This is a genomic window from Tenacibaculum caenipelagi (genome assembly GCF_004363005.1).
In the GTDB taxonomy this organism is placed as follows: domain Bacteria; phylum Bacteroidota; class Bacteroidia; order Flavobacteriales; family Flavobacteriaceae; genus Polaribacter; species Polaribacter caenipelagi.
The window spans coordinates 1-26,852 of record NZ_SNYH01000002.1 but is presented as its reverse complement, the minus strand read 5'-3'; the positions used below and the strand labels follow the sequence as shown (position 1 = coordinate 26,852).

Genomic DNA, 26,852 nt, shown 5'->3' with positions numbered 1-26,852 from the left:
TTAGTTTTTTTATAAAAAAAGAATACCTTTGCGCGTTCATTAGGCTCTTCAATATCAACTGTTAAAAGTTTGATAAGTATAATGTTAAACCACCCCCTTAGGTATGAGAAAAATTATTTTTTTTATAACGTTAGTTTGTTTTTACGTTACTACAGCTTTATCACAACGTGAAGTATGTGAGACTCCAGAAAGCTCTTTAGACTTAAATAGCATTACTAAATGTAGTATTGCTCCTAAAGATAAAAACAATAAGAGAACACGCCAAATCTCTGTAAAAGTATCTGCTAATAGAAGATATTTGAAGAAGAGAGAAACTCCAAAAAAGAGAGTCGTTTCAGAAGTTGCTGATTTAGCAGAAACTGCGAAGGTAGAAAGCACAAGTAATGAAACTGCTTTAACCCAATCTTTAGTGTTGGACAATCCTTCAGAGGAGTCTTTAGCGGCAAAGAATAATTTAGAGAACCTTAAAAATAAATTATCTGCAGAAGAAGTACGTCAAGCAGAAAAATTTAGTACCGTTGATAATATACCGCTGTTTTCTGCATGTAAAAATGCTAAGGAAAAAGACAGGTTAGATTGTTTTAATATTGAAATGGTAAAACATATTCAAAAACATTTTAGGTACCCAAGTCAAGCAGTTCAGGAATCAATCCAAGGAGAAGTTTGGGTTCGTTTCATTATTGATAAGAATGGGCAAGTTAAAAATATTAAAACGTTAGGACCAAAAAACGGAGAATTATTAAATAATGAAGCAGTAAGAGTGGTTTCTCAATTACCACAGTTTATTCCTGCTGAAAAAGGAGGTAATCATACCTCTGTAAAATACGGATTTCCAATCATGTTTGCTCTAGACGAGTAAATAAATCACAAATAACTTAATACCAATAATTAATTAAAATTAAACACTATGTTTAAAAAACTACTGTCTATACTTTTTATAGCATGTAGTGTGTCTTTTTATGGACAAACTACAATAAATGGAAAGGTTTATGACGAATATTTAGAACCTTTTTCAAATGCAGTTGTTGTTTCGGGTGATGCTAGAGCAACCTCTGATTTTGATGGAAACTTTACGTTAACAGTAAAGGAAAATTTCCCTTTTGAAATTCAAGTTTCTGCTTTTGGATACAAAACAGAAATCATTGAAGTAGCTACAAAAGATCAAGAAATAAATGTTATTTTAAAAGAAAATGTTGCGTTAGATGAAGTTGTAATTTCAGCTTCGAGATCTCCTGAACGAGTTATTGAATCACCAGTAACTATTGAAAGAATGGGAGAAATAGATATTAAAAGAAATACTTCTCCTTCGTTTTATGATGGATTGGTAAACTTAAAAGGAATTGAGTCACGTGAGGCAAACTATGGGTTTAAATCTATCAACGCTCGTGGTTTCTCTACGTTTGATAACACTCGTTTTGTGCAGTTAGTGGATGGGGTGGAAACCTCAATTCCAGCGTTAAACTTCTCAGCAGGAAACCTTGTTGGACTTTCAGATTTAGATGTTAAGAATGTTGAAATTCTTCCGGGAGCTTCTTCTGCTCTTTATGGGGCGAATGCCTTTAACGGTATTTTATTAATGAGAAGTAAAAATCCATTTGATAAAGCTGGTATTAGTACTTATATTAAAACAGGTACTATGTCACAAGAGGAAGCAGGGAATAATCCTTTTTATGATGCAGGAGTACGCATGGCTTATAAGTTTAATAACTATATCGCAGGAAAAGTTAATTTAACGTATTTCTCAGCAGAAGAATGGCATGCAAATGATACTAGTAATACAACCGGTATTGGAGGAACAATTACTGATGGAGATAGAGATACAGCAATTGATTACGATGGTGTAAATGTATACGGAGATGAAATTTCATACACTATACCAGGCATTGGAAAAGTAAGTAGAACGGGATATGATGAAAAGGATTTAACAAATTATAATGGTTATAACTTAAAATTTGATGGATCATTACATATTAGACCTTGGGCCAATGATGCGTTAGAAATTGTATTGAATACTCGTTACTCTAGAGGAGATAATACGTATCAAGGAACGAATAGGTTCTCACAAAAAGGATATTTTATTGAGCAGTATAAATTAGAGTTCTTAGGTAAAAACTTTTTCGTAAGAGGGTATTATACAGGAAACGATTCAGGAAAAAGTCACGATTTACGATTTGCAGCGATTGCTTTAAATGAAAAGTACAATTCATCTAAAAATTGGTTTGGAGAATATGCAACCGTTTTTTCTACAACGGGTAGTGATGAACAAGCAAGAAATTATGCTAACAGAAATAGATTTGTACCAGGAACGGTTGAATTTAAAAATGCGTTAGAAGAGGTAATCAATACTCCAATTAATGAAGGAGGAGCTGCAATTAAAGATCAAACATCTTTTTATCATGCAGATGCAAATTATAACTTTAGAGATATTATTCGTTGGGGAGAAATTCAGATAGGAGGTTCTTACCGTAAGTATGATATTAACTCTAATGGAACCTTGTTTACTGATGAAAACAGTGGTATTACTTTCGATATGGTAGGTGCATACTCTCAAATTCAAAAGAAATTTTTAGATGACAGGTTAAAACTTACAGGATCTGTTCGTTATGATAAGTCTAAAAACTTTGAAGGGAATTTCTCGCCAAGGGTAGCTGTAAACTATTCTTTAGGTCAAACTAAAAATCACATATTAAGAGCTTCATATCAAACAGGATTTAGAAACCCAAGTATCACTGAGCAGTATTTTGGATTACGTTCAGGGCCTAGTAAGTACATCTTAGGTACGTCAAATGAGAACATAGATCGTTTTTCAACAACGGTATTGAACCAGGATGGTACGACTAATGAAATTACAGGAAGTGATGCTTTTGGAAAATCTTTTGAAAATTTATCTAATTTGGTAAAGATAGATGTCGATCCGATAAAACCAGAACAAGTTACTTCTTATGAAGTTGGATATAGAAGTATTATTGATTTGGATAGTAAAAGTTTATTAGAGTTAGATATTAACGGTTATTATAATCAATATGAAAACTTCGTAGCATTTAAAAATGTTTTTGTACCTAATTACGGAGGAGTAGAAGTAGATGGGACTCCAGATGCACAGGCAGATGCTGCCTTTGCTAATGGCGATTATACAGAGTTTGTGTTAAACACAAACACGTCTGCTGATATTGATTCATATGGTATTGGAATAGGATTGAACACAAAAGTGTTTAAAACATTTAATTTCGGAGCAAACTATACATATACAAAATTAGTTTTTGATCAAAGTACAGACCCAACTTTTAAATCAGGGTTTAACACTCCAGAACATCAAGTAAAAGTTATGTTTGGAAACCAAAACTTATTTAATAACTTTGGGTTCAACATAAATCTTAGATGGCAAAATGAGTTCTTATGGCAATCAAGTTTCTTAGATGCTACGGTAGACTCAAGAACTGTATTAGATGCACAAATGAACTATAGAGTTCCTGCTATAAAATCAAGATTTAAAATTGGAGGAACTAACTTAACAGGTAAAGAATATATGGTTGCACCAGGATCAGGTTTAATTGGTTCGATGTACTATGTTTCTTGGATAATAAATGACTAACAAATAGATAGTTGTTTAGTACATAAAAGATAAACAAAAAGAGGTGTGAATCAATTCACACCTCTTTTTATTTTGAATATAATTAGAAGCTCTTATTCGTTTTTAGTATCATCAATTATTCCTAGTCGTTTAGCACGTTGTTCCCAGCTTTTTCTAGCCATGTTTTGTAGATTGGCAACATTATCACTCTCGTCCATAATTTCAAAGCCTAAAAGGGTTTCTATAACGTCTTCTTGCGTAACTAGTCCACTTACTGATCCGTATTCATCAACAACTAAAGCTAGATGTTCTCTTTGCGCTATTAATTTTTCAAATAAATTAGGGATAGATAGCTCTTTGCTGGCGATAATGATTTCTCTTTTAATTGATTTTAAAGGTTCATTTCCTTTATTGTCAACAAGAGAAAGTAATAGTTGATCTTTTAAAATATACCCTGTTATATTATCAGAGTTTTCAGCATATACAGGAATTCTAGAAAAAGGTAAAGGCCTGTTTTCATTGAAAAAAGATTCAATGGTTTGGTTTTCATCAGCAGTTTTAAGAACCGTTCTAGGGGTCATAATATGTTTTGCTTGTACTTGTTTAAAGTTTAACATATTTCTTATCACTTTACTTTCACTTTCATGAAAAACGCCTTCTTGTTCAGCAATATCGGTCATGGCAGAAAAATCTTCTCTACTTAAAACACTTTCGCCATGGGCTCCTTTACCAAATAGTTTGGTAAATAGTTGCAATACCCAAATAATACCTGTGTATTTGCAAAAGAAAATAAGAATATTTAATGCTTTTGTTGAAAAGCCAGCTAATGATTTCCAATAAGTAGCTCCAATAGTTTTAGGAATAATTTCAGAAGCAACTAAAATTAAAATGGTCATTATTGCAGAAACAATGAAAACACCATTTCCTTCATCGCTAAAGATTTTTTTTGCTTGTGCGCCCACTAAAATTGCACCTACAGTATGTGCAATTGTATTTACTGTTAAAATAGCGATTAAAGGTTTGTCAACATCTTTTTTTAAGGCTTCAAGCTGATTAGCATAAGCTTTTTCTTCTTTCTTTTTAACATTTATAAACGTGGGGGTTACACTTAATAAAACAGCTTCTAATATGGAGCATAAAAAAGAGAAGAATATAGAAAGGGTTGCGTAAACTATTAATAAAGACATTTGTTAAATTTTTAAGCTAAAATACATAAAAAAGAAAACCTCAAGAGCATTATTCTTGAGGTTTTGGTTAAGTATGTTGTGTTTTTTAAAAGCCGTAGTTTATACCTAGGCCAAATACTTCTCTTGTTTGAAAACCTTCATAAGCATTGTCGTCATAAATTGTTTGCATAGAAAGATTTGCTGATAAGTATTTATTAACCTTCATAACTACGTTAATGGTATAATCGATGTCAACATTTTGAAAATCTTCTAAATAGTTGCTGTATAAATTTAAAATATTTTCTACAGATACATTTTTCATTACATCCAACTTATAATATGCATTTACAGCAGCTCCTAATTCATAACGAGAGGTTTCTCCTTGAGCTACACCAAAAGCTTCTCCAGTTTCTGTTAAATGTCCATGTACAAGAATTACTTTAGAGGTTGCAGGAGCAATATTTACTTTTAAGTTATCGTGTTTTTTCCATAGCATACCAGGTCCAAATTGAAAATATGCTGGAGAGAAAAAGTGAGAGGTTTGCGTTCCGTCTGCATAAGTTGATGATATTTGCGTTTTAAAATTTAAAAAAGCAGAATAATACCAGTATCCGCTTGCTTTTTTTCCAACCAAAGAATTGAACTCCAAACGATCATCAGTTTTCTGTATCTCTTCTCCTTTTAACTTTGTTAAACCGTAAGAAGCAATTAATTTGTTGTCCCAGGCCCAATCACCTTTTGTATAATTAAAATTATAGTTAAGCCCAACGGTACCAGAAATGTTATTGGTTCCACCTGCCAACCAGTTATTAAAAGCTGATTGATTGAATAAGAATGTGATATTACCGCTTCGTTTCCACCCATCTTTTGGCTCTTCTTTCTTATCATCTTGTGCGCTTAATGTTAAAGCACCTAAAAACAAAATGATTGCTAGTAATTTTTTCATTGTAGTAATTTTTAATTTATTTTTTTAAGGGCGCGAAAATACGCCTTATATAGGTTTTAGACAAAATGCTAAGGTGAAAGTCACGTTTTATGGAAAATATAATTTAAGCCTAGTCCAAATACCTCTTTAAGCTGTACATTTTTAGAGGAATCATCATCAACCAAGGCGTGTAAACCAAGGTTTGTAGACAAGTTTTTATTAATTTTAACAAAGAAGTTTAGTTGATAATCAATATCAATATTTTGAGGATTACTTAAATAGTCTGAATAGAGTGCTACAATACTTTCCATAGTTACATCTTCCATAATTTCTCGTTTAAAATATGCTGAAAGGTTAAACCCCAATCCAAACTTTGTGTTTCTGTTTTCTGCAACACCATATTTTCCTGAAAACTCATCAGAAACAAACGTATAACGAGCTGTAGCTGGTGCAATGTTTATCCTTGCATCGTCATTTTTTTTCCATAACATACCAGGACCGAAACTCCAATAAGCAGGAGAAAAGAAATCTGACACAGAAACTACAGGGGTTTGCTTATAGTCATATCCTCTAGAGTATTGTGTTTTAAAATTACTAAAAAAAGAGAAAAACCATAATTTTGAGGTTTTTAACCCAAGCAACGAGTTGTATTCAAATTGGTCATCGGTTTTTCTTACTCCTTGTCCGTCTACATAACTTAAACCATAGGCAGTGATTATTTTGTTATCCCAGTTCCATTTATTTTTTTTGTAGTTGAAGTCATAGCCAAGACTCATGTTACCTGCAACTGTGTTATTTCCACCAGCAGCCCAATTAGAAAATGATGATTGATTAAAAAGAAAAGTATACTTACCTATAACAGTCCATTTTTTTGGGACATCTTTCTTTTTTAAAGGTTTGGCAGATATGCTATCGTTAAGCACAATAGAAGCGATGTCTATTTTTATAGGATTAGATGCTAATTTTAATGTAGGGATGCTATCCTTTTGAGTTTCTTGGGAAACTATAGTGAAAGAACAACATACAAACAGCGTTAGTAATAGCTTTTTCATTAAGTTAAAGAGTTTTATAAATCGAATTACTTTTTTCTTTTATAAAGGGGGACTGTCGAGCAAGCCTCACCAAACATAATGGTTTTTGCTACAGGTTTAATTTTTTCAATTAATAAGGTATACGCAGATGATGGTATTTGCTTATTAGCACAACCTTTAATAATTACAGGTTTATCTTTATAATCGGATGTATTAATCAGATTTATAATATCTTGATAAATAACTGTTTCAAGCAAAGTTAAATCTCCAACTACTATTTTTTTAGCAAAAGCAGATAATTCTACAGTTAATAACAAGTATGCCCAAGAAGGGATGATGGCGTCAGAAGAACAAGTTAAAGCTACATAGTTATCTTGGTATTGAGACCAATCGTGATTTTTTACAGACTCTCTAAAATCTTTTTCACGAAGAATCAATCCTTCAAATAACCAGTCTTTAATATCGAATACTATGCGGTTGCCTTTTGGATAAAAATCTTCAAGATCTATCGTAATAAGGTTGCTATTTGCTATTCTGTTAATAATTTCTTCTGCCATGATTTAGTTGAAAAAGGTTAAAAACTTTAATTTAAAAGGTAAACTATAACATTCCTAACTCTAATTTAGCTTCTTCACTCATCATGTCTTGTGTCCAAGTAGGGTCAAAAGTAATTTCAACCTCACAATTGTTAATTTCTTTTAACGTCTTTACCTTTTCTTCAACTTCAACAGGTAAAGTCTCCGCAACAGGACAGTTAGGAGAAGTCAACGTCATTAATATTTTGGCATCGTTTTCTTCTGAAATAAATACATCATAAATCAACCCTAGTTCGTAAATATCAACTGGGATTTCTGGGTCGTATATAGTTTTTAATACACGAACGATTTTATCTCCTAATTCTTCTAATTGATCTTCAGTCATGCTCATAACTTCTTAATTAGCTAATTTTGATTGCTGTGCAATCGCATACATTTTTATTTGTTTTACCATTGATACTAATCCGTTAGCACGTGTAGGGCTTAAGTGTTCTTTTAATCCTATTTCGTCTATAAATTCAGTATCGGCATCTAAAATAGCTTTCGGTGTTTGGTTAGAAAATACTCTCAATAATAGCGCCACAATTCCTTTAGTTAAAATGGCATCACTATCAGCAGTAAAGTTTATAACACCATCATTTAATTCAGAGTGTAACCATACCTTTGATTGACACCCTTTTATTAAATTTTCATCTAATTTATACGCCTCGTCTATTAAAGGTAATGATTTTCCTAGTTCAATGATGTATTCGTAACGCTCCATCCAGTCTTCAAACATTGAAAACTCATCAATAATTTCTTCTTGTATTTCTTTGATAGTCATTTTTTAAAACTATTTTTGCAAAGTCAAAAAAGACCTTTTTTGTTTAAAAAGGCAAAATTACGATAAAAAAGACAGTTAACATGATAAGTTTGAGTCTTAATAGATAGAATTAATAAAACTTTAAGTCTATAGCATCGTTAAGGTTGAATGAAATAAAATAGTTCTTCCTATAAAGGAAGATTAAGTAGAGTTATGAGTAAATTATTAGCAGTAGGAACCGTAGCATTTGACGCTATTGAAACACCTTTTGGAAAAACAGATAAGATTTTAGGAGGATCAGGAACTTTTGTTGGATTAGCAGCTTCGCAATTTGGGGTGCAAACAGGAATAGTTTCGGTTGTAGGTGGAGATTTTCCACAATCATATTTAGATATGATGAACGAAAAGGGAATCGATACAGACGGGATTGAAATCGTAAAAGAAGGAAAAACATTTTTCTGGAGTGGAAAATATCATAATGATATGAACTCGCGTGATACTTTAATTACTGAATTAAATGTGTTAGAGCATTTTCAACCAGTAGTGCCAGAATCACTTAAAGACGCACCAGTTGTAATGTTAGGAAATTTACACCCGTTAACACAAGCATCTGTTTTAGATCAAATGAATGAACGACCAAAATTAGTAGTGTTAGATACTATGAATTTTTGGATGGACATTGCGTTGAATGATCTTCATGAAGTATTAAAACGTATAGATGTCATTACTATTAATGATGAAGAAGCACGTCAGTTAAGTGGAGAATATTCATTGGTAAATGCAGCAAAGAAGATTCATGAAATGGGACCTAAATATGTGGTAATTAAAAAAGGAGAACACGGAGCTTTGTTATTTAATGAAGGGAATATGTTCTTTGCACCAGCATTACCATTAGCAGAAGTGTTTGACCCTACAGGAGCAGGAGATACATTTGCTGGAGGTTTCTGTGGATATTTAGCTAAAACCGAAGATATTTCATTTGAAAACATGAAGAATGCCATTATATATGGATCAAATTTAGCATCGTTCTGTGTAGAAAAATTCGGAACACAGCGCATGGAAGAGCTAACAAACGAAGAGGTGCAAACGCGTTTACAAGCTTTTAAAGAATTAACACAATTTGATATTGAACTATCATAAAATATAAATCCGCGCTTTTTGCTGCGGATTTTTTTATACAACACACAAAACCACAACACAACTAAATACTTGAAATTAAATGAGTGACGCTATTAAACATGAATGCGGAATTGCAATGGTTCGTTTAAAGAAACCACTACAGTATTATAAAGATAAGTACGGTACTGCGTTTTATGGTGTAAACAAAATGTATTTGTTAATGGAGAAACAGCACAACAGAGGACAAGACGGTGCTGGATTAGCAAGTATTAAATTTAATGTAGAGCCAGGAACTAGATATATTAGTAGAGTTCGATCTAATGAATCACAACCGATTCAAGATATCTTTGGTAAGATCAATGAAAGAATCAATGGGGTTTTTGAAGAAAATCCTGATAAAGTTGATGATGTTGAATGGCAAGAAAAAAATGTACCATACATTGGTAATTTATTTTTAGGGCATGTTCGTTATGGAACCTTTGGAGGGAACTCTATTGAAAATGTGCACCCTTTTTTACGTCAAAGTAACTGGAAACACCAAAGCTTAATTGTTGCGGGGAACTTTAATATGACTAACTCTAAACAATTATTAAATGATTTAATTGAGTTAGGGCAACATCCAAAAGAGTCTACTGATACAGTGACAGTAATGGAAAAGATAGGTCATTTTTTAGCGTCAGAAGTTTCTGATTTATACTTAAAGGCCAAAGAAGAAGGATTCAACAAAAAAGACGCTTCACCTTATATTGAAGAGCATTTAGATATTCAACGTATTTTAAAACGTTCAGCTAAGAACTGGGATGGTGGTTATGCAATGGCAGGATTGTTAGGGCATGGAGATGCATTTGTGTTGAGAGATCCATCGGCTATTCGTCCAGCTTTCTTTTACGAAGATGAAGAAGTTGTAGTGGTAGCTTCTGAGCGTCCAGTAATCCAAACAGTGTTTAATGTAGATATCAATTCAATAAAAGAGATTGATAGAGGCCATGCATTAATTATTAAGAAAAACGGACAAACATCGATGTCGCCAATTTTAGAGCAAAGAGCTAAAAAAGCGTGTTCGTTTGAACGTATCTATTTTTCAAGAGGAAGCGATGCGTCAATTTATGAAGAGCGAAAAAACTTAGGAAAGTATGTGTTTCCTGAAGTGCTTAAGTCGATTGATAATGATATTGAAAACTCTGTGTTTTCATACATTCCAAACACAGCAGAGACTTCTTTCTTCGGAATGATGGAGGCTGCGGAAGATGTGTTAAATCAACAAAAGACCGATGCTATTTTAGCAGGTGAAGGAAAATTATCAAAAGATAGAGTAATTGAGATTCTTTCTAAAAGACCACGTTTTGAAAAGATAGCTATTAAAGATGCAAAGCTACGTACGTTTATTACAGATGATAGTAGTCGTGATGATTTAGTAGCACATGTATATGATGTTACCTATGGAGTAGTAAAACCAACCGATAATTTGGTGATTATAGATGATAGTATTGTAAGAGGGACTACCTTAAAGAAGAGTATCATCAAGATTTTGGATCGATTAAATCCAAAGAAAATTGTAGTGGTTTCATCAGCGCCTCAAATACGTTATCCAGATTGTTATGGTATTGATATGGCAAAAATTAATGATTTTATCGCGTTTAAAGCTGCTTTAGAGTTGTTAAAAGAAACAAATCAATATCATATTGTTGACGATGTGTATCAAAAATGTAAGGAACAAGAACATAGTGAAGATAAAGATGTGGTGAACTATGTAAAAGAAGTTTATGCACCTTTTACTGATGAAGAAATTTCTGCAAAAATAGCACAGATGTTAAAAACTGAAGAAATCAAAGCTGAGGTTGAAGTAATCTTCCAGCCTGTTAGTGAATTGCACAAGGCATGTCCTGAAAATTTAGGAGATTGGTATTTTACTGGTGATTATCCAACAGATGGAGGTCATAGAGTAGTAAACCAAGCTTTCATTAATTTTTATGAAGGAAGTGATGCAAGAGCTTATTAAAAGTTAAAACATTGAGTTATAAAATAAAAAAAAGAGCAATCAACAGATTGCTCTTTTTTTATTTGACACGGTATTTTTTACATAGGCACTACAATAGCACCTGAGAATTTTTCGCGAATTTTATTTAAAGCTCTATCAGCAAGTAAACGAGTTTTATAATTTCCAACTTGTATTTTCCACTCTGGAGCTTTGTAAGTTAATTTAGTATAAACACCAGGGTATTCGATTTGAAATCTATTGCGTAAACTTTTTGCTGTTCTTTCAAGTCCATTATATAGCTGAATTCTATATCCGGTACCATTGTGTTTGTTGTATTCGCGCTTCTTCTCTATTAAAGAAGCGATGTCTTTATTGTCAGTGTATTTTGTTTGTGCATTTAAGCTGCAAATGCTTGCAGTAAAGACAAATAAAAAAGTAATTAATAAACTGCTTTTTTTCATTTTTTTTAATCTTTTTACAAAAGTAACGACTTGTCAGTTAATAGATTGTTAAAGACTATTATTTAGAATTATTATAAATTATAAATTAGCAATCTCTTAACATTTCACAATTTAGACAGAAGTAGTACTTTTGTGCAACTTTCTGTAGGCTGTTTTTAGATTAGTGTAACAGAAATAATTGTACCAAAATAGATACAAAACTTATATTTTATAGTATGAAAAGTGTGAAACATCACAGCAGATTAACCAGGACACTCGTAAAGAGTTTAACTTTCCTTTTAGTTTTTTTAGTAAGTTTTTCGGCGTTTTCGCAAGATATTGACGAAGCGCGTCAGAAAGAAGGAAAAAAATTATTTAAATCTCTTTGTGCTTCTTGTCACAAGTTAGATAAAAAACTTGTTGGACCAGCTCTTGGTGGAGTGGAAGACAGAAGAGCTAATGATTGGCTAAAATCTTGGATTAAGAATAATGCTGAGCTTAGAGCTTCAGGAGACAAGGATGCGAATGCAATTTTTGATGAGTATAATGGTTCTAACATGACCGCATTCCCTCAGTTGACAGATAAGAATATTGATGATATTCTTTATTATACAACTGTAGGAGAAGTTGAATCTGTAGCTGTAGCAGGAGCAGAGGTTGTTGGTCAGTCTCAAGAGAATCAAGCTCCTAAGTGGGTGTTGTACATTTTAGCGGCGGCTATAGTAGTGGCGTTTTTAATTATAGGTAGTTTGTTAAAGACTATTAGTGAATTAAAAGGAGCACCAAAGACTCCAGGTTTAATGGGGCAAACAGCTGAGTTGTGGGAAGGAATTAAGAAAAACACATTCTTACATGTGTTAACTGTGATATTTGTGGCTTTAGTTGCGGCTTACTTTTTGTTTGGGTCGTTGTTTAAGGTAGGAGTTGATCAAGGATATCAACCAATTCAACCAATAGCATTTTCACATAAAATCCACGCAGGAGATAATAAGATTGATTGTCAGTACTGTCACTCGTCTGCAAAGCATAGTAAAACATCTGGTATTCCTTCAGTGAATGTTTGTATGAATTGTCATAAAAATATTTCAGAAGTAGCTGATGATACTAAAGTGGTAATGGATGATCACACTTTAACTAAACCAGATTTAGATAAGGAGATTGCTAAGATTTATGAAGCTGCAGGATGGGATGCTGAAAAGTTAGCTTATACTGGAAATACGAAACCTATAAAATGGGTTAGAGTTCATAATTTACCAGACTTTGCATATTATAACCACTCTCAGCACGTAACAGTTGCAGGGTTAAAATGTCAAAAATGTCATGGTCCTGTAGAGGAAATGGAAGAAGTGTATCAATATTCTCCACTAACAATGGGGTGGTGTATTGATTGTCATAAGGAAACAAAAGTTGACTTAAAGGGTAATGAATACTACGCTAAGATACATAAAGAGTTAGCGAAAAAGTATGGTGTTGAGCAAGTAACTATTGCGCAATTAGGAGGTAAAGAGTGTGGTAAGTGCCACTATTAATCAATTAGAAAGTAGAAAAACACGTATATAAATGGCTTCAAACAAAAAATACTGGCAAAGTGTTGAAGAACTAAAAGGTAGTTCTGTTGTTGAAACGCTACGTAATAATGAGTTTGTACAAGAGATTCCTATAGATGAGTTTTTAGGTGATAAAGAAACTTTAGAAACATCGTCAACTTCACGTAGAGATTTCTTGAAATATGTTGGATTTACCACTGCAGCTGCATCTTTAGCTGCCTGTGAAGGTCCGGTAAGAAAATCAATTCCTTATGTAGTGCAACCAAATGATATTGTTGTAGGTGTTGCTGATTGGTACGCAACTACAATTGCAGATGGTTTTGATTTCGCAAACGTATTAGTTAAAACACGCGAGGGACGTCCAATTCAAATCATGCCAAATAAAGAGGCAGGTGGAGTAACAAGCGCGCGTACTCAAGCATCAGTTTTATCATTATATGATGATAAGTTACGCTTAAAAGAACCAAGAAAAGGAGATGCTCAAATTTCTTGGACAGATGCTGATAAAGAAATAGCTGCAAAGTTAAACCAGTTAAAAGATGCTAACGAAGCAGTCGTATTGTTAACAGGTACCCTAGCGAGTCCTTCTACTGAAAAAGTGATAGCTGATTTTGTTGCAGCATACCCAAATGTTAAGCATGTAATATATGATGCTATTTCAGAAAGTGGTGCTGCTGATGCTTTTGAAGCTATGTATGGTAAAAGAGCTTTACCAAGCTACGACTTTAGTAAAGCTGAAGTTATCGCATCTATTGGAGCTGATTTCTTAGGAGATTGGCAAGGTGGATACGAAAAATCGTATGCTGAAGGTCGTAGAGTAAAAACTGGTAAAATGTCTTACCATGTTCAGATTGAGGCTAATATGTCTTTAGCAGGAGCAAATGCTGATAAGAGAATTGTTGCTAAGCCATCTGAGCAAGTTTTTGCTTTAATCAATTTATATAACGAAATAACTGGTAGCACACTTCCTACTAAAGCAACTAAGTTTGATGCTGAAGTTAAAACTTTAGCAAATGATCTTAAAAAAGCAGGCTCAAAAGGAGTTGTTGTTACTGGATTAAATGATAAAAATGCTCAGTTGATTGCTTTAGCAATTAATAAAGCATTGAGTAGCGAAGTAATCGATACTCAAGCGGTAAACTTAAAGCGTCAAGGTAATGATGCTGAAGTTGCTCAATTAGTAGCAGATGTTAAAGCTGGAAAAGTAAAAGGTTTAATTACATATAATGTAAACCCTTTATATAGTTTATCGAACGCTGCTGATTTAGCAGAAGGAATTAAGAATTTAAAATTATCTGTAGCTATTTCTATCCAAGATGATGCTACAGCTAATGCTACACAATATACGTTACCTGCACCTCACAACTTAGAAAGTTGGGGAGATGTTATGGTAAAAGAAGGTATGTATGGTTTAATACAGCCTACTATTCAACCATTATTCAATACACGTCAGTTCCAAGATGTGTTATTAAAATGGACAGGTAGTACTGTAAATTACTATGATACATTAAAAGAGTTTTGGAGTACTAATGTATTAGGAGGAGCTTCATGGAATCAAGCACTACATGATGGATTCTTTAAAGCAGAAGTTGTTGCAGGAGAAACTACTTTTGAATCTACAGCAGATGTAAATGCTGCAGCAGTTCAATTGGTAAGATCAGCAAGTAATTCTTCAAAATTTGAATTAAACTTATATTCATCAACAGCATTAGGAGATGGTAAACAAGCTAATAACCCTTGGTTACAAGAATTACCAGATCCTATTACACGAGCTTCTTGGGATAACTACTTAACAGTATCTATGGCAGATGCTAAAGAGTTAGGTTTTGAAAATCCAGTAAAAGATAACGGTGCTATTGATGGAAACTACGCTAACGTAACGGTTAACGGAGTAACAATTAATAAGATTCCAGTAATCATTCAGCCAGGACAAGCTAAAGGATCTATTGGTTTAGCACTAGGATATGGTAGAACTCAAAACTTAAAATCAGAAATGCAAGTTGGGGTAAATGCTTACCCATTCTACCAAAACGGAAACAATGTTCAGTACAATGTTTCTATAGAAAAAGCTTCAGGATGGCATAAATTTGCTTGTGTTCAGGTACAAAGCACATTAGCTGGTCGTAATGATATTTTAAGAGAAGCTACGCTAAAAGAAGTAAACGATAAGCATTTAGATCCTAAACATACTTGGAACAAGCCATTTATGGTTTCTTACGATCATCAAGAAGTTGAAGGTAGTAAGATTGATTTATGGGATGATCATGATAGAAGTTTAGGACACCATTTTAATTTATCTATCGATTTAACATCTTGTACAGGTTGTGGAGCTTGTGTGGTTGCATGTCATGCAGAAAACAATGTTCCTGTTGTTGGAAAAGATGAAGTTCGTGTAGGTAGAGATATGCACTGGTTGCGTATTGATCGTTATTATTCTTCTACAGTAGAAGACAAGCAATATGACGAGAAAGTTGTAATGACTATGGAGCAATTTAAGGCTGCGAATCCTAAAATTGCAGAGAAAGATCTTGAAAGACGTTATACAGAGAAAGTTTTAAAGCTTAGTAAAGGAGATTTATTTGATGCATTAGAAAATCCGGCTGAAAACCCACAAGTGGCTTTCCAACCAATGATGTGTCAACACTGTAACCATGCACCATGTGAAACAGTATGTCCTGTAGCTGCAACTTCTCACGGACGTCAAGGTCAAAACCAAATGGCATACAACCGTTGTGTTGGTACTCGTTACTGTGCAAACAACTGTCCATATAGAGTTCGTCGTTTCAACTGGTTTAACTACGCAGAAAACAATGAGTTTGACTTCAACATGAATAACGAATACGGTAAAATGGTATTGAATCCAGACGTAGTTGTTCGTTCTCGTGGAGTTATGGAAAAATGTTCTATGTGTATTCAAATGACACAAGCTACCATCTTAAAAGCTAAGAAAGAAGGTAGAGCAGTTAGAAAAGATGAGTTTGAAACTGCATGTTCGGCAGCATGTTCTACAGGAGCAATGGTGTTTGGAGATGTAAATAACTCTGAAGATACAGTAGCAGCATTAAAAGAAGATAGAAGAGCTTTCCACGTGTTAGATTATATTGGTACAAAACCAAACGTAGTATATCAAGTGAAAGTAAGAAATACAAACGAAGCTTAATAGTAAAATTAATAAGTATATAGATTTATGTCGTCTCATTACGAATCATCTTATAGAGAGCCTTTAGTGTTAGGTAACAAAAGTTACCACGATATCACTGAAGACATTGCTAAGCCCATCGAAGGTAAAGCGAACAAAAATTGGTATATAGCATTCTATATTTCTTTAGCAGCAATGTTATGGGGATTTGGATGTATCTTCTACACCGTAGGAACAGGAATCGGTGTATGGGGTTTAAGTAAAAACATCGGTTGGGCATGGGATATTACCAACTTCGTATGGTGGGTAGGTATTGGTCACGCAGGAACACTTATCTCTGCAGTACTTTTATTATTCCGTCAAAAATGGAGAATGGCAATTAACCGTTCTGCAGAAGCGATGACAATCTTTGCGGTATTCCAAGCAGGATTGTTCCCAATTATTCACATGGGGCGTCCATGGAATGGATACTGGGTATTACCAATTCCTAACCAATTCGGATCATTATGGGTTAACTTTAACTCACCATTATTATGGGATGTATTCGCAATTTCTACGTATTTATCGGTATCATTAGTATTCTGGTGGACTGGTTTATTACCTGATTTTGCAATGATTCGTGATAGAGCAGTAAAGCCTTTCCAAAAGAAAATATACTCTTTATTATCTTTCGGATGGTCTGGTAGAGCTAAAGACTGGCAACGTTTTGAAGAAGTGTCGTTAGTATTAGCAGGTTTAGCAACTCCATTAGTACTTTCTGTACACACAATTGTATCGATGGACTTCGCAACATCTATCAACCCAGGATGGCACTCAACAATATTCCCTCCATATTTCGTAGCAGGAGCAATCTTCTCAGGATTTGCAATGGTACAAACCTTATTAGGTATTATGCGTAAGGTTACGAATATGGAAGCATATATTACACGTTTACACGTAGAGTATATGAACATCGTAATTATCTTAACAGGAGGTATCGTAGCTGTAGCATATGCAACTGAATTCTTTATTGCATGGTATACAGGATCTCCTTACGAAAACTATACTTACTTATCATTTGGAGCAGAGGCAGGAGCTTATGGATGGGCATTCTGGTCATTACTAATCTGTAACATTTTCACTCCACAGTTACTATGGATTAAGAAAATTAGAAGAAGCTTCATCTGGTCTTTCATCATTTCAATTGTAATTAACATTGGTATGTGGTTCGAGCGTTTCGATATCATCGCAATTGTATTAAGTAAAGGTCAATTACCATCTACTTGGTGGCGTTTTGAGCCTACTTATGTTGATGTAGGTATCTTCGTTGGAACTATCGGATTCTTCTTCGTATTATTCTTATTATATGCAAGAACTTTCCCAGTAATAGCACAAGCAGAGGTTAAAACAATCTTGAAATCTTCAGGAGAGAATTTTAAAAAATTAAGAGACGAGAACGATGAGCACTAATAAAGTAATTCACGCATTATATAATGATGATGATATCTTAATGGATGCCGTTAAGAAAGTAAAAGCAGAACATCATCATATTGAAGAAGTATTTTGTCCATTCCCAGTTCACGGATTAGACAAAGCAATGGGATTAGCACCAACACGTTTAGCTATTACTGCTTTTTTATATGGTATTACAGGTTTATCAGTAGCAGTTTGGTTAACATGGTATACTATGATAGCTGATTGGCCACAAGATATTGGAGGTAAGCCAAACTTCTCTTGGGGAGTTAACATGCCAGCGTTTGTGCCAATTTTATTTGAATTAACAGTGTTTTTTGCATCACACTTAATGGTAATTACTTTTTACATGCGTAGTAAATTATGGCCATTTAAAGATGCTGAAAATCCAGATCCAAGAACAACTGATGATCACTTCTTAATGGAAATTCCTGTTAATGGAAATGAAGAGGAGTTAAAAGCATTGTTAGAAACAACAGGAGCTGTAGAAATTAACGTAGTAGAAACGCACTAATAAAGAGATATGAAGAGTTTAAAAATAATTATCGCTTTAGTTGTAGTTGCAAGCTTAGCTTCTTGTAACAATAAACGTGAAAGACAAGTACAGTATATGCCAGATATGTATGTATCTGTACCTTACGACGCGAATGGAGCTGAAGGAATCAATAAAGAATTGGTAAATAAATTACCAGTAGCTGGTACTGTAAGTAGAAGTGGTGTGGTAGCTTATGATATTCCTGATACTAATGAAGGATACGAAAAAGCAAAAGCAGAATTAAAAAATCCATTACCTGCTACTGAAGCTAACTTAGAAAAAGGTAAAGAGTTATTCGGGATTTATTGTGCCGCTTGTCATGGAACAAAAGGTGATGGTAACGGAATTTTATCACAAAGAGATAAATTCAACGGTATCCCAAGTTACATTGATAGAGATATTAATGAAGGAAGTATTTATCATGTAATTATGTATGGTAAAAACTTAATGGGATCACATGCATCACAGTTAAGATACAATGAGCGTTGGCAAGTTGTACAATACGTAGAAAAATTAAGAAGCGAATTAAAATAAGTCTATAATAGATAGTTAAGATATGTACCAGTTTTCAGGAAAATTAAAAATGCTTGCTATTGCTCTTATGATTTTAGGAGCTTTAGGTACTGCCTATAATTTTATGTCGGCACCTAAAACAATAGAAGAAGCAAAAGAAATTTTAGCAAAACAAGATGCTCATCACGGAGGTCATGAAGCTGCAACAACTACGCATGCAGAAGAAGAAACTCATGCAGAAGAGGCTAAAGTTGAAGAACATGTAGAAGCAACAACGACTGAAGAGCACGAAGTAGCTCAAGATAGTACAGCTGCACATGTTGAAGAAACTCATGCTAATGAGCAAGATCATGCAGCAGGAGAAGAAGCTACAGAGCATGCTCAAGATACAACAGCTGTTCACACAGAAGAGAACACTCATGGAGAAGCTGTAGCTGATGAAGCACATGAAACAACAAATGAAGCACACGCAGAAGTTGCTCAAGCACACCACGAAGAAGACCATGGTGATGCTCATGCAGAACACGCTTTACACCAAATGCAAAATAGACCTTGGTCTGCATTTTATGTAGCTTTATTATTCTCGTTAGGAATTACTTTATTAGTATTAGCATTTTACGCTTCACAAAGAGTAGCTCATGCTGGTTGGTCAGTTGTATTATTTAGAGTTATGGAGGCTATTACTAACAATATTTACTTTGTAAGTGCTATTATGTTAGCATTTTTAGTAATTACCTTTATGCACGGTAACCACTTATTTCCATGGATGGCAGAAGGAGTTGTAGATCCTGCAAGTCCTAACTACGATGCTATCATTGATGGAAAAAAATGGTTTTTAAATACTCCAGGATGGTTAATTAGAGGTATTATCTATTTAGCTGGTTGGAATGCTTACCGTTTCTTAATTAGAAAAGGATCATTAGCTCAAGAGAATGGAGATTTAAGTTTACACAAGAAAAATTACAACATGTCAGTTATCTTTATCGTATTCTTTATGATTACTGAAAGTATGGCATCTTGGGATTGGATTATGGGAATTGACCCACACTGGTTCTCTACATTATTTGGATGGTATGTATTAGCAACATTCTTAGTATCTGCATTAACGGTAATCGCTTTAGTAACTATTTACTTACGTTCAAAAGGAGCTTTACCATTAGTTAACGATAGTCATATTCACGATTTAGCGAAGTTTATGTTTGGTTTCTCAGTATTCTGGACATACTTATGGTTCGCTCAATTTATGTTAATATGGTATGCAGATATGCCAGAAGAAACGACTTATTTCTTATTACGTTTCAACGAGTATAAAGTACCTTTCTTAGGAATGGTAGTATTAAACTTTGTATTCCCAATTTTATTATTAATCAATAGTGATTTCAAGAGTATTCCTTGGTTAGTAATTATTGGAGGTGTTGTTATCTTAATAGGTCACTATGTTGATTTATTCATCATGGTAATGCCAGGGACTGTTGGTGCTCAATGGGGATTTGGAATTGGTGAAGTTAGTGGATTGTTATTCTTTATTGGATTGTTTATCTATGCAACATTTAGTGCATTTGCTAAAACAAGCTCAGTAGCTAAAGGTAACCCATTCTTACACGAAAGTGAAACATACCATTACTATAATATCGAACACAGAGGAGAAGATAGTAATCATCATTAATAAAAAGAATTAATAAACAAATAGTTTAGATAATATGCTCGCTTTATTTTATATTTTCATAGCAGTTGCAATCGGAGTAAGTTTTTGGCAAATTACTCGTATAATGAATTTACGTTCTGTAATTGCTACAGATAAAGACAACGAAACACAAGGTAAATTAGCTTTAGGATTTTTAGCCTTCCTTTATGCAATGATGATTTACTGCTTAATAGCCATGAACGTAATTATGTTACCTGAAGCTGCTTCTTTTGAAGGAGAGCATGATGATAACTTATTCAACATAACCTTCTGGTTAATCGGAATCGTTCAATTTGCAATGCAGTTTTTAATTTTCTTCTTTACTTATAAGTATAGAGGAAATAAGAATAACAAAGCATTGTTTTATGCAGACAGTCACAAGTTAGAATTAATTTGGACAACAATTCCTGCAGTAACAATTGTATTGTTAATTGGATATGGTTTATGGGCTTGGAACAACATAATGTATGTTGGTAGTGAAGAAGATCCAATCGTAATTGAGGTTTACTCACAGCAGTTCCGTTGGGATGCGCGTTACGCAGGTGAAGACAACCAATTAGGGTTAGGTAATGTAAACTACATCAAAGGAATTAACACTATGGGAGTTGATATGTCAGACCCAAGTGCACAAGATGATAAACAAGTAACTGAGTTGTACTTACCAAAAGGTAAAAAAGTATTATTCAAGTTCCGTTCACAAGATGTGTTACACTCAGCTTACATGCCACACTTTAGAGCTCAAATGAACTGTGTTCCTGGTATGGTTACACAATTTGCATATACGCCTAAGTATACTACTGCTGAAATGAGAGAGAAGGATGAAGTTAAAGCTAAAGTAGAAGGTATAAATAAGATTAGAAGAGCAAAAGGAGAAGATCCTTATGAATTTGATTACTTACTATTATGTAACAAAATTTGTGGAGCATCTCACTACAACATGCAAATGAAAATTACTGTTGTAGAAGAAGAAGAGTACAACAAATGGTTGTCAGAACAAAAAACATTAGCTCAAGTTATTAAATAAGATATTTTTTAAAGTATATAAAGATATAGATTATGTCAGATCATCATCACAAAGAAACATTTGTAACGAAGTACATCTTTAGTCAAGATCATAAAATGATCTCGAAACAGTTCCTTGTTACAGGTATATTTATGGGTATCATAGGAGGCTTCATGTCTATGTTATTTCGTTTGCAAATAGCATGGCCAGATACTTCATTTTCAATTGTAGAAGCATTCTTAGGTAACCATCAAACAGATGGTATTATGGATCCTGATATGTACTTAGCGTTAGTTACAATTCACGGTACTATCATGGTATTCTTTGTATTAACGGCAGGATTAAGTGGTACATTCTCAAATTTATTAATTCCGTTACAAATTGGAGCTCGTGATATGGCTTCAGGATTCTTAAATATGGTGTCATATTGGTTATTCTTCTTATCATCAGTAATAATGATTATTTCATTATTTGTTGAAGCAGGACCAGCATCTGCAGGATGGACAATTTACCCTCCATTATCTGCCTTACCACAAGCAATACCAGGTTCAGGAACAGGTATGACATTATGGTTAGTATCTATGGCGATATTTATTGCATCTTCTTTAATGGGATCATTAAACTATATCGTTACTATTTTAAACTTACGTACCAAAGGAATGAAAATGACAAGATTGCCATTAACAATGTGGGCATTCTTCATTACAGCTATTATCGGTGTAATTTCATTCCCAGTATTATTATCTGCAGCATTATTATTAATTTTCGATAGAAGTTTTGGTACTTCTTTCTACTTGTCAGATATCTTTATCTCAGGAGAAGTATTACACTACCAAGGAGGATCACCAGTATTATTTGAACACTTATTCTGGTTCTTAGGTCACCCAGAGGTATATATTATATTATTACCTGCATTAGGAATTAGTTCTGAAGTAATTTCTACGAATGCACGTAAACCAATTTTTGGATACCGCGCAATGGTTGGATCTATCATGGCAATTGCGTTCTTATCAACAATTGTATGGGGTCACCACATGTTCGTATCAGGAATGAACCCATTCTTAGGTTCTGTATTTACATTTACAACGGTATTAATTGCAATTCCATCAGCAGTAAAAGCATTTAACTATGTAACTACGTTATGGAAAGGTAACTTACAGTTAAACCCAGCAATGTTATTCTCTATCGGATTAGTTTCTACATTCGTAACAGGAGGTTTAACAGGATTAGTTTTAGGAGATTCTGCATTAGATATTAATGTACACGATACGTACTTCGTAGTAGCACACTTCCACTTAGTAATGGGTGTATCTGCTTTATTAGGAATGTTTGCTGGTGTTTATCACTGGTTCCCTAAAATGTATGGTAGAATGATGAACAAAGCATTAGGATACTGGCACTTCTGGTTAACGATTATTACTGCTTACGGAGTATTCTTCCCAATGCACTTTATCGGGTTAGCTGGTTTACCACGTCGTTATTATACAAACACTAACTTCCCAATGTTTGATGATTTAGCTGATATCAATGTGTTTATGACAGTAATGGCTATTATTGGAGGAGCTGCTCAGTTAATATTTATTGCGAACTTCTTTATCTCTATGTACAGAGGTCAAAAAGCGACTCAAAACCCATGGAAATCGAACACTATCGAGTGGACTACACCAGTAGAGCACATTCATGGAAACTGGCCAGGAGCTATCCCTGAGGTTCACAGATGGGCTTACGATTACAGTAAAACAGATGAGAATGGTGAGTATGTGCACGGACAAGATTTCGTACCGCAAACTGTACCATTATTAGATGGCGAAGAACCATCTTAAGATAAAATATAGATAAGAAAAGCCTTCCAATTTTGGAAGGCTTTTTTTGTCTTAAATAGTTTTAAAAAAATACTATATTTCGGGCCAGAAAATTGCTATTCTGAACAAATTGCTAATTATTATACATTTTATGAAAAAAACTATGTTAAGCATTCTTGCAATGCTATTTTGTGTAGGGGGGTATGCACAAGAATTACCAGATATTATCCCACCATCACCTATTGCTTATGAACTAGGAAAGTATGGGGCAAATTCTGTAGGTATGTTTACAGGAACACCCAATATTGATATTCCCTTGTATAATTATTCTACCAAGAACCTTTCTGTGCCTATATCATTAAGTTATAATAGTAATGGAGTTCAAGTTGATCAAATAAGTACAAATGTAGGTTTGGGATGGAGTTTAAATGCAGGAGGAACAATAACAAGAGTAGTTAAAGGACAACCTGATGAGGAAAGTAATTATTTATTTCCGGAAGATGAAATTAAAGAAGTAGGGCATAGAAGCCCAATGGCCTTAGACTTTTTCTATGAGGCAGGTAATAGTAATTTTGATACTGAAAAAGATATTTTCATGTATAATTTCATGGGAAATACAGGGAAATTTATTTTAGATAATGAAAAAAAAATTGTATTGATACCCAAAAAGGATATACTAATGTCTCAATATTATGAGGAGGATAAGAAGGGGTTTAAAGCTATCCTTTCAGACGGTACTGAGTTTTATTTCTTAGAAGAAGAAATTTCTATGACAAGATCATCCGGGGCAGGTCACGAGGTACCAGGGCTACCAAAAGTTACAGCATGGTATTTATCGAAAATTATACATCCAAAAGGAGATGTTGTTTACTTTAAATATGAAACTATGAATTATAGTTATGATCAAAGTTGTTCTGAGTCTATGTCTATACCTTTACCAACATACCAATCCGATTGTAAAGGAAACTTAGTTACTGGACCTGGGTATTCAAAAAAACCAGTGTCAACATTGCAAATGACAATCACAGGAAAAAGGCTTACAGAAATTAGCAGTAATAATACTAAGACAGGAAAGATTCTATTCAATGCAAACGAAACACATCCTATTGGACTTAAGTTACTCTCTAATTTAAAAGTTTTAAATGATAAAGATGAAGTAAAAGAAGATATAAATTATAATTATGTCACTACTACAAATAGCAGGGTGTTTTTAAGTAGCTTAAATTTTAAAACCACAAATAAAGATTATGCTTTTGAATATGATGATCCCCAAGGATTACCTGTAAGGCTTTCTGCATCCCAAGATTATTGGGGATATTACAACGGTAAATCTAATTCGTACTATTTTCCCAATCCTCAAAATTTAGAGATTGCTGATCCTAGATTTAAATCATACAATATTGGAGCTAATAAAGAGGTAGATGAGTCTTACGCTAAAAAAGGACTTTTAAAAAAAATAACATATCCAACAAAAGGATCAACACTTTTTGAATATGAGTCAAACACTTATTATGATGAAGTGATAACTAATCCTTCAACAAAAGATTACTTTTCTTTATCTGTGAGTACAAATTTGTCTGAGAAAGGAGAATTCTATAAGGAAGAAAAAATCACAGCAAGTATTCCATTTAGTCAAGAAGCTATGTTTACTTGTTATGTAAATTTTAACTCTGATGAGTGTTCATCAGATTTATTAAAATCTCAAATTACAATTACAATTAAAGATAATCAAACAGGGGAGAATATACTTATTAAAGAAAAAACACAATATGGAAATGTTTCTTTAGGTAACTCAGTTGCGGTATCATATAATAATTCTAACAATGAGTTTTATGTTGATTTAATTGAAAATCATTCATATACAGTAACTTTAGTGCCTTCATACTTTTGTACAAAAGGAAGTTTGAATTTAAGTTATTATACTACCCCGCCATATACTGAGTTTAAAAATGTTTTATCTGGAGGTTTAAGAGTAAAAAGAGTATCAAATTATACATCAGATAATAATTTGGCAGATACTAAAAGGTACTATTATGGAAAAAAAGAAACTTTTAATGAATCTTCAGGAGAAAAAAGTTTAGTTCCTTATTACTTTTCTAAGCAAACTAATAGGGTGCAATGTGAGGCATCATGTTCGTATTATGATGTGAGTCATACTTCTTTGGTGTCTAGTTCTCTTAGATCTTTGTTTGCATCTTCAGGTAACCAGACTACATATTATAAGTATGTAACTGTAAGTTATGGAGGTGATAATTTTGAAAATGGAGGAGAAGAGCATGAATATATAATTCATAATGATGTTCCTGGATATCCAGTTACAGGAGATGTAATTCAAAACTCAACATGGGTAAATACAGGATGGGATAATGGTTTTTTAAAAAAGAAAACAATATTCAAAAAAAAATCAATAAACGAGTTTCTTTATCAAAAAGAAATAGAGAATAATTATATACAGGACACTAGGATAAATGATAAAGTGTATGGATACACAATAAATAAAAAATTTAATTTAATATGTACACAACCTATAACCTACAAATGTAAGGCAGAAGATTTAACAAAAGTGTATAAGTACAAAACATGTACCGCTAATCATTCTCATCATTGGTATACAGGTTGGCTTTTTGATGATACAAAGTGTATTGCAAGTGGAGCTAATAATACAGTAATAACTAAACCTCATCCTTGTTATGCTAAAGAAGTTGGTTATGTAGTAACCAAACCGGATATGCTTGAAAATTTAGATATTATGGAGTATTCTGTAAACTCTTATTGGGGCTATTTATCACAAACAACAGAAAAGCAGTATGATAATAATGGTTTAAATCCCGTAACAACTACAACCAATTATTTTTATGACAACCCTAATCATTTACAACAAACCAGAACAGAAGTTGTAAATAGCCAAGGTGAAGCATTAAAAACAGAGACTCAATATGCTCATGATGTAAACGATACAAGGTTGATACGTGAACACCGTATTGCTGAGCCATTAGAGGTGAAAACCTATAAAAACACCAATTTATTGTCTTATCAGAGAACGGAATATGACAGTATTCATAATCCATCAAACTTATATCTTCCAGAAATTATCCAAACCTCCAAAGGAGCTCAGAGTTTAGAAGATCGTATTGTATATCACAGTTATGATGATAAGGGTAACCCTACGGAAGTTAGTAAGGCAGATGGTACTCATATTGTTTACATCTGGGGGTATCAACAGACGCAACCCGTAGCAAAAATAGAGGATGTAACGTTATCTCAAGTATCTAGTTATGTAAGTAATATTCAAACGAAGTCGAATGTCGATAATGATCGAACACAAGGAATCACTGGTAACGAGGGGGCTTTACGTTCTGCTTTAAATAATTTAAGATCAGTATTACCAAACGCTCAGGTCACTACATTTACTTACGATCCTTTAATAGGAGTTACGAGTATTACCGATCCAAGAGGACAAACAGTTTATTATGAGTATGATGAATTTAATCGATTAGAGTTTATAAAAGATGCTGACGGGAATCTTTTAAAAGAAAACAAATACAATTATAAGAATTAATTAGCTATGAAAAGTTTACAATTGAATTATTTGTTAGGAGTGGTATTTAT

General features: G+C 33.5%; 20 protein-coding genes. 13 read left to right on the top strand and 7 right to left on the bottom strand.

All coding sequences use genetic code 11. The features are described 5' to 3' along the window. Nucleotides 1-103: 103 nt before the first annotated feature. Both DFQ07_RS03630 and DFQ07_RS03625 read left to right on the top strand, forming a co-directional pair. The gene (locus DFQ07_RS03630) at nt 104-859 is read left to right on the top strand and encodes an energy transducer TonB (RefSeq protein WP_133534924.1); all 756 of its coding nucleotides are present in this window, start codon (nt 104-106) and stop codon (nt 857-859) included. Nucleotides 860-907: 48 nt separating this feature from the next. After that, nucleotides 908-3,592, top strand: a complete 2,685-nt coding sequence (locus DFQ07_RS03625) for a TonB-dependent receptor (protein WP_243743927.1) — start codon at nt 908-910, stop codon at nt 3,590-3,592. Nucleotides 3,593-3,684: 92 nt separating this feature from the next. Here the strand turns inward: DFQ07_RS03625 and DFQ07_RS03620 are convergent, their stop codons facing one another. The 6 genes from DFQ07_RS03620 to DFQ07_RS03595 all read right to left on the bottom strand — a co-directional run bounded on the left by DFQ07_RS03620 (nt 3,685) and on the right by DFQ07_RS03595 (nt 8,052). Continuing rightward, nucleotides 3,685-4,758 (bottom strand): CNNM domain-containing protein, encoded by a 1,074-nt coding sequence (locus DFQ07_RS03620; RefSeq protein WP_133534923.1) that lies wholly within the window; start codon nt 4,756-4,758, stop codon nt 3,685-3,687. An 85-nt stretch (nt 4,759-4,843) separates the two neighbouring features. Beyond that, nucleotides 4,844-5,683 (bottom strand): DUF3078 domain-containing protein, encoded by an 840-nt coding sequence (locus DFQ07_RS03615; RefSeq protein ID WP_133534922.1) that lies wholly within the window; start codon nt 5,681-5,683, stop codon nt 4,844-4,846. Nucleotides 5,684-5,763: 80 nt separating this feature from the next. Beyond that, nucleotides 5,764-6,714 carry a DUF3078 domain-containing protein gene (locus DFQ07_RS03610; protein ID WP_133534921.1) on the bottom strand — a complete coding sequence of 317 codons (951 nt, stop codon included), beginning with the start codon at nt 6,712-6,714 and terminating at the stop codon, nt 5,764-5,766. Nucleotides 6,715-6,740: 26 nt separating this feature from the next. Further along, complete coding sequence (locus tag DFQ07_RS03605) at nt 6,741-7,250, bottom strand: DUF2480 family protein (RefSeq protein ID WP_133534920.1); 510 nt, start codon at nt 7,248-7,250, stop codon at nt 6,741-6,743. A gap of 43 nt (nt 7,251-7,293) precedes the next feature. Continuing rightward, complete coding sequence (locus DFQ07_RS03600; protein ID WP_028891358.1) at nt 7,294-7,614, bottom strand: DUF59 domain-containing protein; 321 nt, start codon at nt 7,612-7,614, stop codon at nt 7,294-7,296. Between the two features lie 12 nt (nt 7,615-7,626). Next, a complete protein-coding gene (locus tag DFQ07_RS03595) occupies nt 7,627-8,052 on the bottom strand; it encodes a SufE family protein (protein ID WP_133534919.1) in 426 nt (141 codons plus the stop codon). Nucleotides 8,053-8,244: 192 nt separating this feature from the next. Here DFQ07_RS03595 and DFQ07_RS03590 point away from each other — a divergent pair, with 192 nt between their 5' ends. After that, on the top strand, nt 8,245-9,171 hold the full coding sequence (locus DFQ07_RS03590; RefSeq protein WP_133534918.1) for a PfkB family carbohydrate kinase: 927 nt from the start codon (nt 8,245-8,247) through the stop codon (nt 9,169-9,171). A 79-nt stretch (nt 9,172-9,250) separates the two neighbouring features. After that, entirely contained in the window at nt 9,251-11,149 is a 1,899-nt protein-coding gene (locus DFQ07_RS03585) for an amidophosphoribosyltransferase (protein WP_133534917.1), read from the top strand. Nucleotides 11,150-11,226: 77 nt separating this feature from the next. On the opposite strand, the gene DFQ07_RS03580 is transcribed toward DFQ07_RS03585, so the two are convergent. Further along, a complete protein-coding gene (locus DFQ07_RS03580) occupies nt 11,227-11,589 on the bottom strand; it encodes an SPOR domain-containing protein (protein ID WP_133534916.1) in 363 nt (120 codons plus the stop codon). 215 nt (nt 11,590-11,804) lie between these two features. On the opposite strand from DFQ07_RS03580, the gene DFQ07_RS03575 reads away from it, so the two are divergent. The 9 genes from DFQ07_RS03575 (at nt 11,805) to DFQ07_RS03535 (ending at nt 26,802) form a co-directional block, all read left to right on the top strand. Then, entirely contained in the window at nt 11,805-13,097 is a 1,293-nt protein-coding gene (locus DFQ07_RS03575) for a c-type cytochrome (protein ID WP_133534915.1), read from the top strand. Nucleotides 13,098-13,128: 31 nt separating this feature from the next. Then, nucleotides 13,129-16,275, top strand: coding sequence for a TAT-variant-translocated molybdopterin oxidoreductase (locus DFQ07_RS03570; RefSeq protein WP_133534914.1), 3,147 nt, complete (start codon nt 13,129-13,131; stop codon nt 16,273-16,275). Between the two features lie 27 nt (nt 16,276-16,302). Then, a complete protein-coding gene (gene nrfD / locus DFQ07_RS03565; RefSeq protein ID WP_133534913.1) occupies nt 16,303-17,703 on the top strand; it encodes an NrfD/PsrC family molybdoenzyme membrane anchor subunit in 1,401 nt (466 codons plus the stop codon). Then, nucleotides 17,693-18,220 (top strand): DUF3341 domain-containing protein, encoded by a 528-nt coding sequence (locus DFQ07_RS03560; RefSeq protein WP_133534912.1) that lies wholly within the window; start codon nt 17,693-17,695, stop codon nt 18,218-18,220. Before nrfD ends, DFQ07_RS03560 begins: the two co-directional genes overlap by 11 nt. Before the next feature lie 9 nt (nt 18,221-18,229). After that, on the top strand, nt 18,230-18,775 hold the full coding sequence (locus DFQ07_RS03555) for a c-type cytochrome (protein WP_208107665.1): 546 nt from the start codon (nt 18,230-18,232) through the stop codon (nt 18,773-18,775). A gap of 22 nt (nt 18,776-18,797) precedes the next feature. Then, a complete protein-coding gene (locus tag DFQ07_RS03550) occupies nt 18,798-20,420 on the top strand; it encodes a quinol:cytochrome C oxidoreductase (RefSeq protein WP_133534911.1) in 1,623 nt (540 codons plus the stop codon). A 34-nt stretch (nt 20,421-20,454) separates the two neighbouring features. Beyond that, a complete protein-coding gene (locus DFQ07_RS03545) occupies nt 20,455-21,462 on the top strand; it encodes a cytochrome c oxidase subunit II (protein ID WP_133534910.1) in 1,008 nt (335 codons plus the stop codon). A gap of 32 nt (nt 21,463-21,494) precedes the next feature. Further along, the gene (locus DFQ07_RS03540; RefSeq protein ID WP_133534909.1) at nt 21,495-23,264 is read left to right on the top strand and encodes a cytochrome c oxidase subunit I; all 1,770 of its coding nucleotides are present in this window, start codon (nt 21,495-21,497) and stop codon (nt 23,262-23,264) included. A gap of 130 nt (nt 23,265-23,394) precedes the next feature. Then, nucleotides 23,395-26,802 carry an RHS repeat protein gene (locus tag DFQ07_RS03535; RefSeq protein WP_133534908.1) on the top strand — a complete coding sequence of 1,136 codons (3,408 nt, stop codon included), beginning with the start codon at nt 23,395-23,397 and terminating at the stop codon, nt 26,800-26,802. Nucleotides 26,803-26,852: the final 50 nt, after the last annotated feature.

Excerpts from the sequence above, each read along its gene's own strand:
- DFQ07_RS03630 (WP_133534924.1), top strand. The coding sequence starts at position 104 with ATGAGAAAAATTATTTTTTTTATAACGTTAGTTTGTTTTTACGTTACT.
- DFQ07_RS03625 (WP_243743927.1), top strand. The coding sequence starts at position 908 with ATGTTTAAAAAACTACTGTCTATACTTTTTATAGCATGTAGTGTGTCT.
- DFQ07_RS03620 (WP_133534923.1), bottom strand. The coding sequence starts at position 4,758 with ATGTCTTTATTAATAGTTTACGCAACCCTTTCTATATTCTTCTCTTTT.
- DFQ07_RS03615 (WP_133534922.1), bottom strand. The coding sequence starts at position 5,683 with ATGAAAAAATTACTAGCAATCATTTTGTTTTTAGGTGCTTTAACATTA.
- DFQ07_RS03610 (WP_133534921.1), bottom strand. The coding sequence starts at position 6,714 with ATGAAAAAGCTATTACTAACGCTGTTTGTATGTTGTTCTTTCACTATA.
- DFQ07_RS03605 (WP_133534920.1), bottom strand. The coding sequence starts at position 7,250 with ATGGCAGAAGAAATTATTAACAGAATAGCAAATAGCAACCTTATTACG.
- DFQ07_RS03600 (WP_028891358.1), bottom strand. The coding sequence starts at position 7,614 with ATGACTGAAGATCAATTAGAAGAATTAGGAGATAAAATCGTTCGTGTA.
- DFQ07_RS03595 (WP_133534919.1), bottom strand. The coding sequence starts at position 8,052 with ATGACTATCAAAGAAATACAAGAAGAAATTATTGATGAGTTTTCAATG.
- DFQ07_RS03590 (WP_133534918.1), top strand. The coding sequence starts at position 8,245 with ATGAGTAAATTATTAGCAGTAGGAACCGTAGCATTTGACGCTATTGAA.
- DFQ07_RS03585 (WP_133534917.1), top strand. The coding sequence starts at position 9,251 with ATGAGTGACGCTATTAAACATGAATGCGGAATTGCAATGGTTCGTTTA.
- DFQ07_RS03580 (WP_133534916.1), bottom strand. The coding sequence starts at position 11,589 with ATGAAAAAAAGCAGTTTATTAATTACTTTTTTATTTGTCTTTACTGCA.
- DFQ07_RS03575 (WP_133534915.1), top strand. The coding sequence starts at position 11,805 with ATGAAAAGTGTGAAACATCACAGCAGATTAACCAGGACACTCGTAAAG.
- DFQ07_RS03570 (WP_133534914.1), top strand. The coding sequence starts at position 13,129 with ATGGCTTCAAACAAAAAATACTGGCAAAGTGTTGAAGAACTAAAAGGT.
- nrfD (WP_133534913.1), top strand. The coding sequence starts at position 16,303 with ATGTCGTCTCATTACGAATCATCTTATAGAGAGCCTTTAGTGTTAGGT.
- DFQ07_RS03560 (WP_133534912.1), top strand. The coding sequence starts at position 17,693 with ATGAGCACTAATAAAGTAATTCACGCATTATATAATGATGATGATATC.
- DFQ07_RS03555 (WP_208107665.1), top strand. The coding sequence starts at position 18,230 with ATGAAGAGTTTAAAAATAATTATCGCTTTAGTTGTAGTTGCAAGCTTA.
- DFQ07_RS03550 (WP_133534911.1), top strand. The coding sequence starts at position 18,798 with ATGTACCAGTTTTCAGGAAAATTAAAAATGCTTGCTATTGCTCTTATG.
- DFQ07_RS03545 (WP_133534910.1), top strand. The coding sequence starts at position 20,455 with ATGCTCGCTTTATTTTATATTTTCATAGCAGTTGCAATCGGAGTAAGT.
- DFQ07_RS03540 (WP_133534909.1), top strand. The coding sequence starts at position 21,495 with ATGTCAGATCATCATCACAAAGAAACATTTGTAACGAAGTACATCTTT.
- DFQ07_RS03535 (WP_133534908.1), top strand. The coding sequence starts at position 23,395 with ATGAAAAAAACTATGTTAAGCATTCTTGCAATGCTATTTTGTGTAGGG.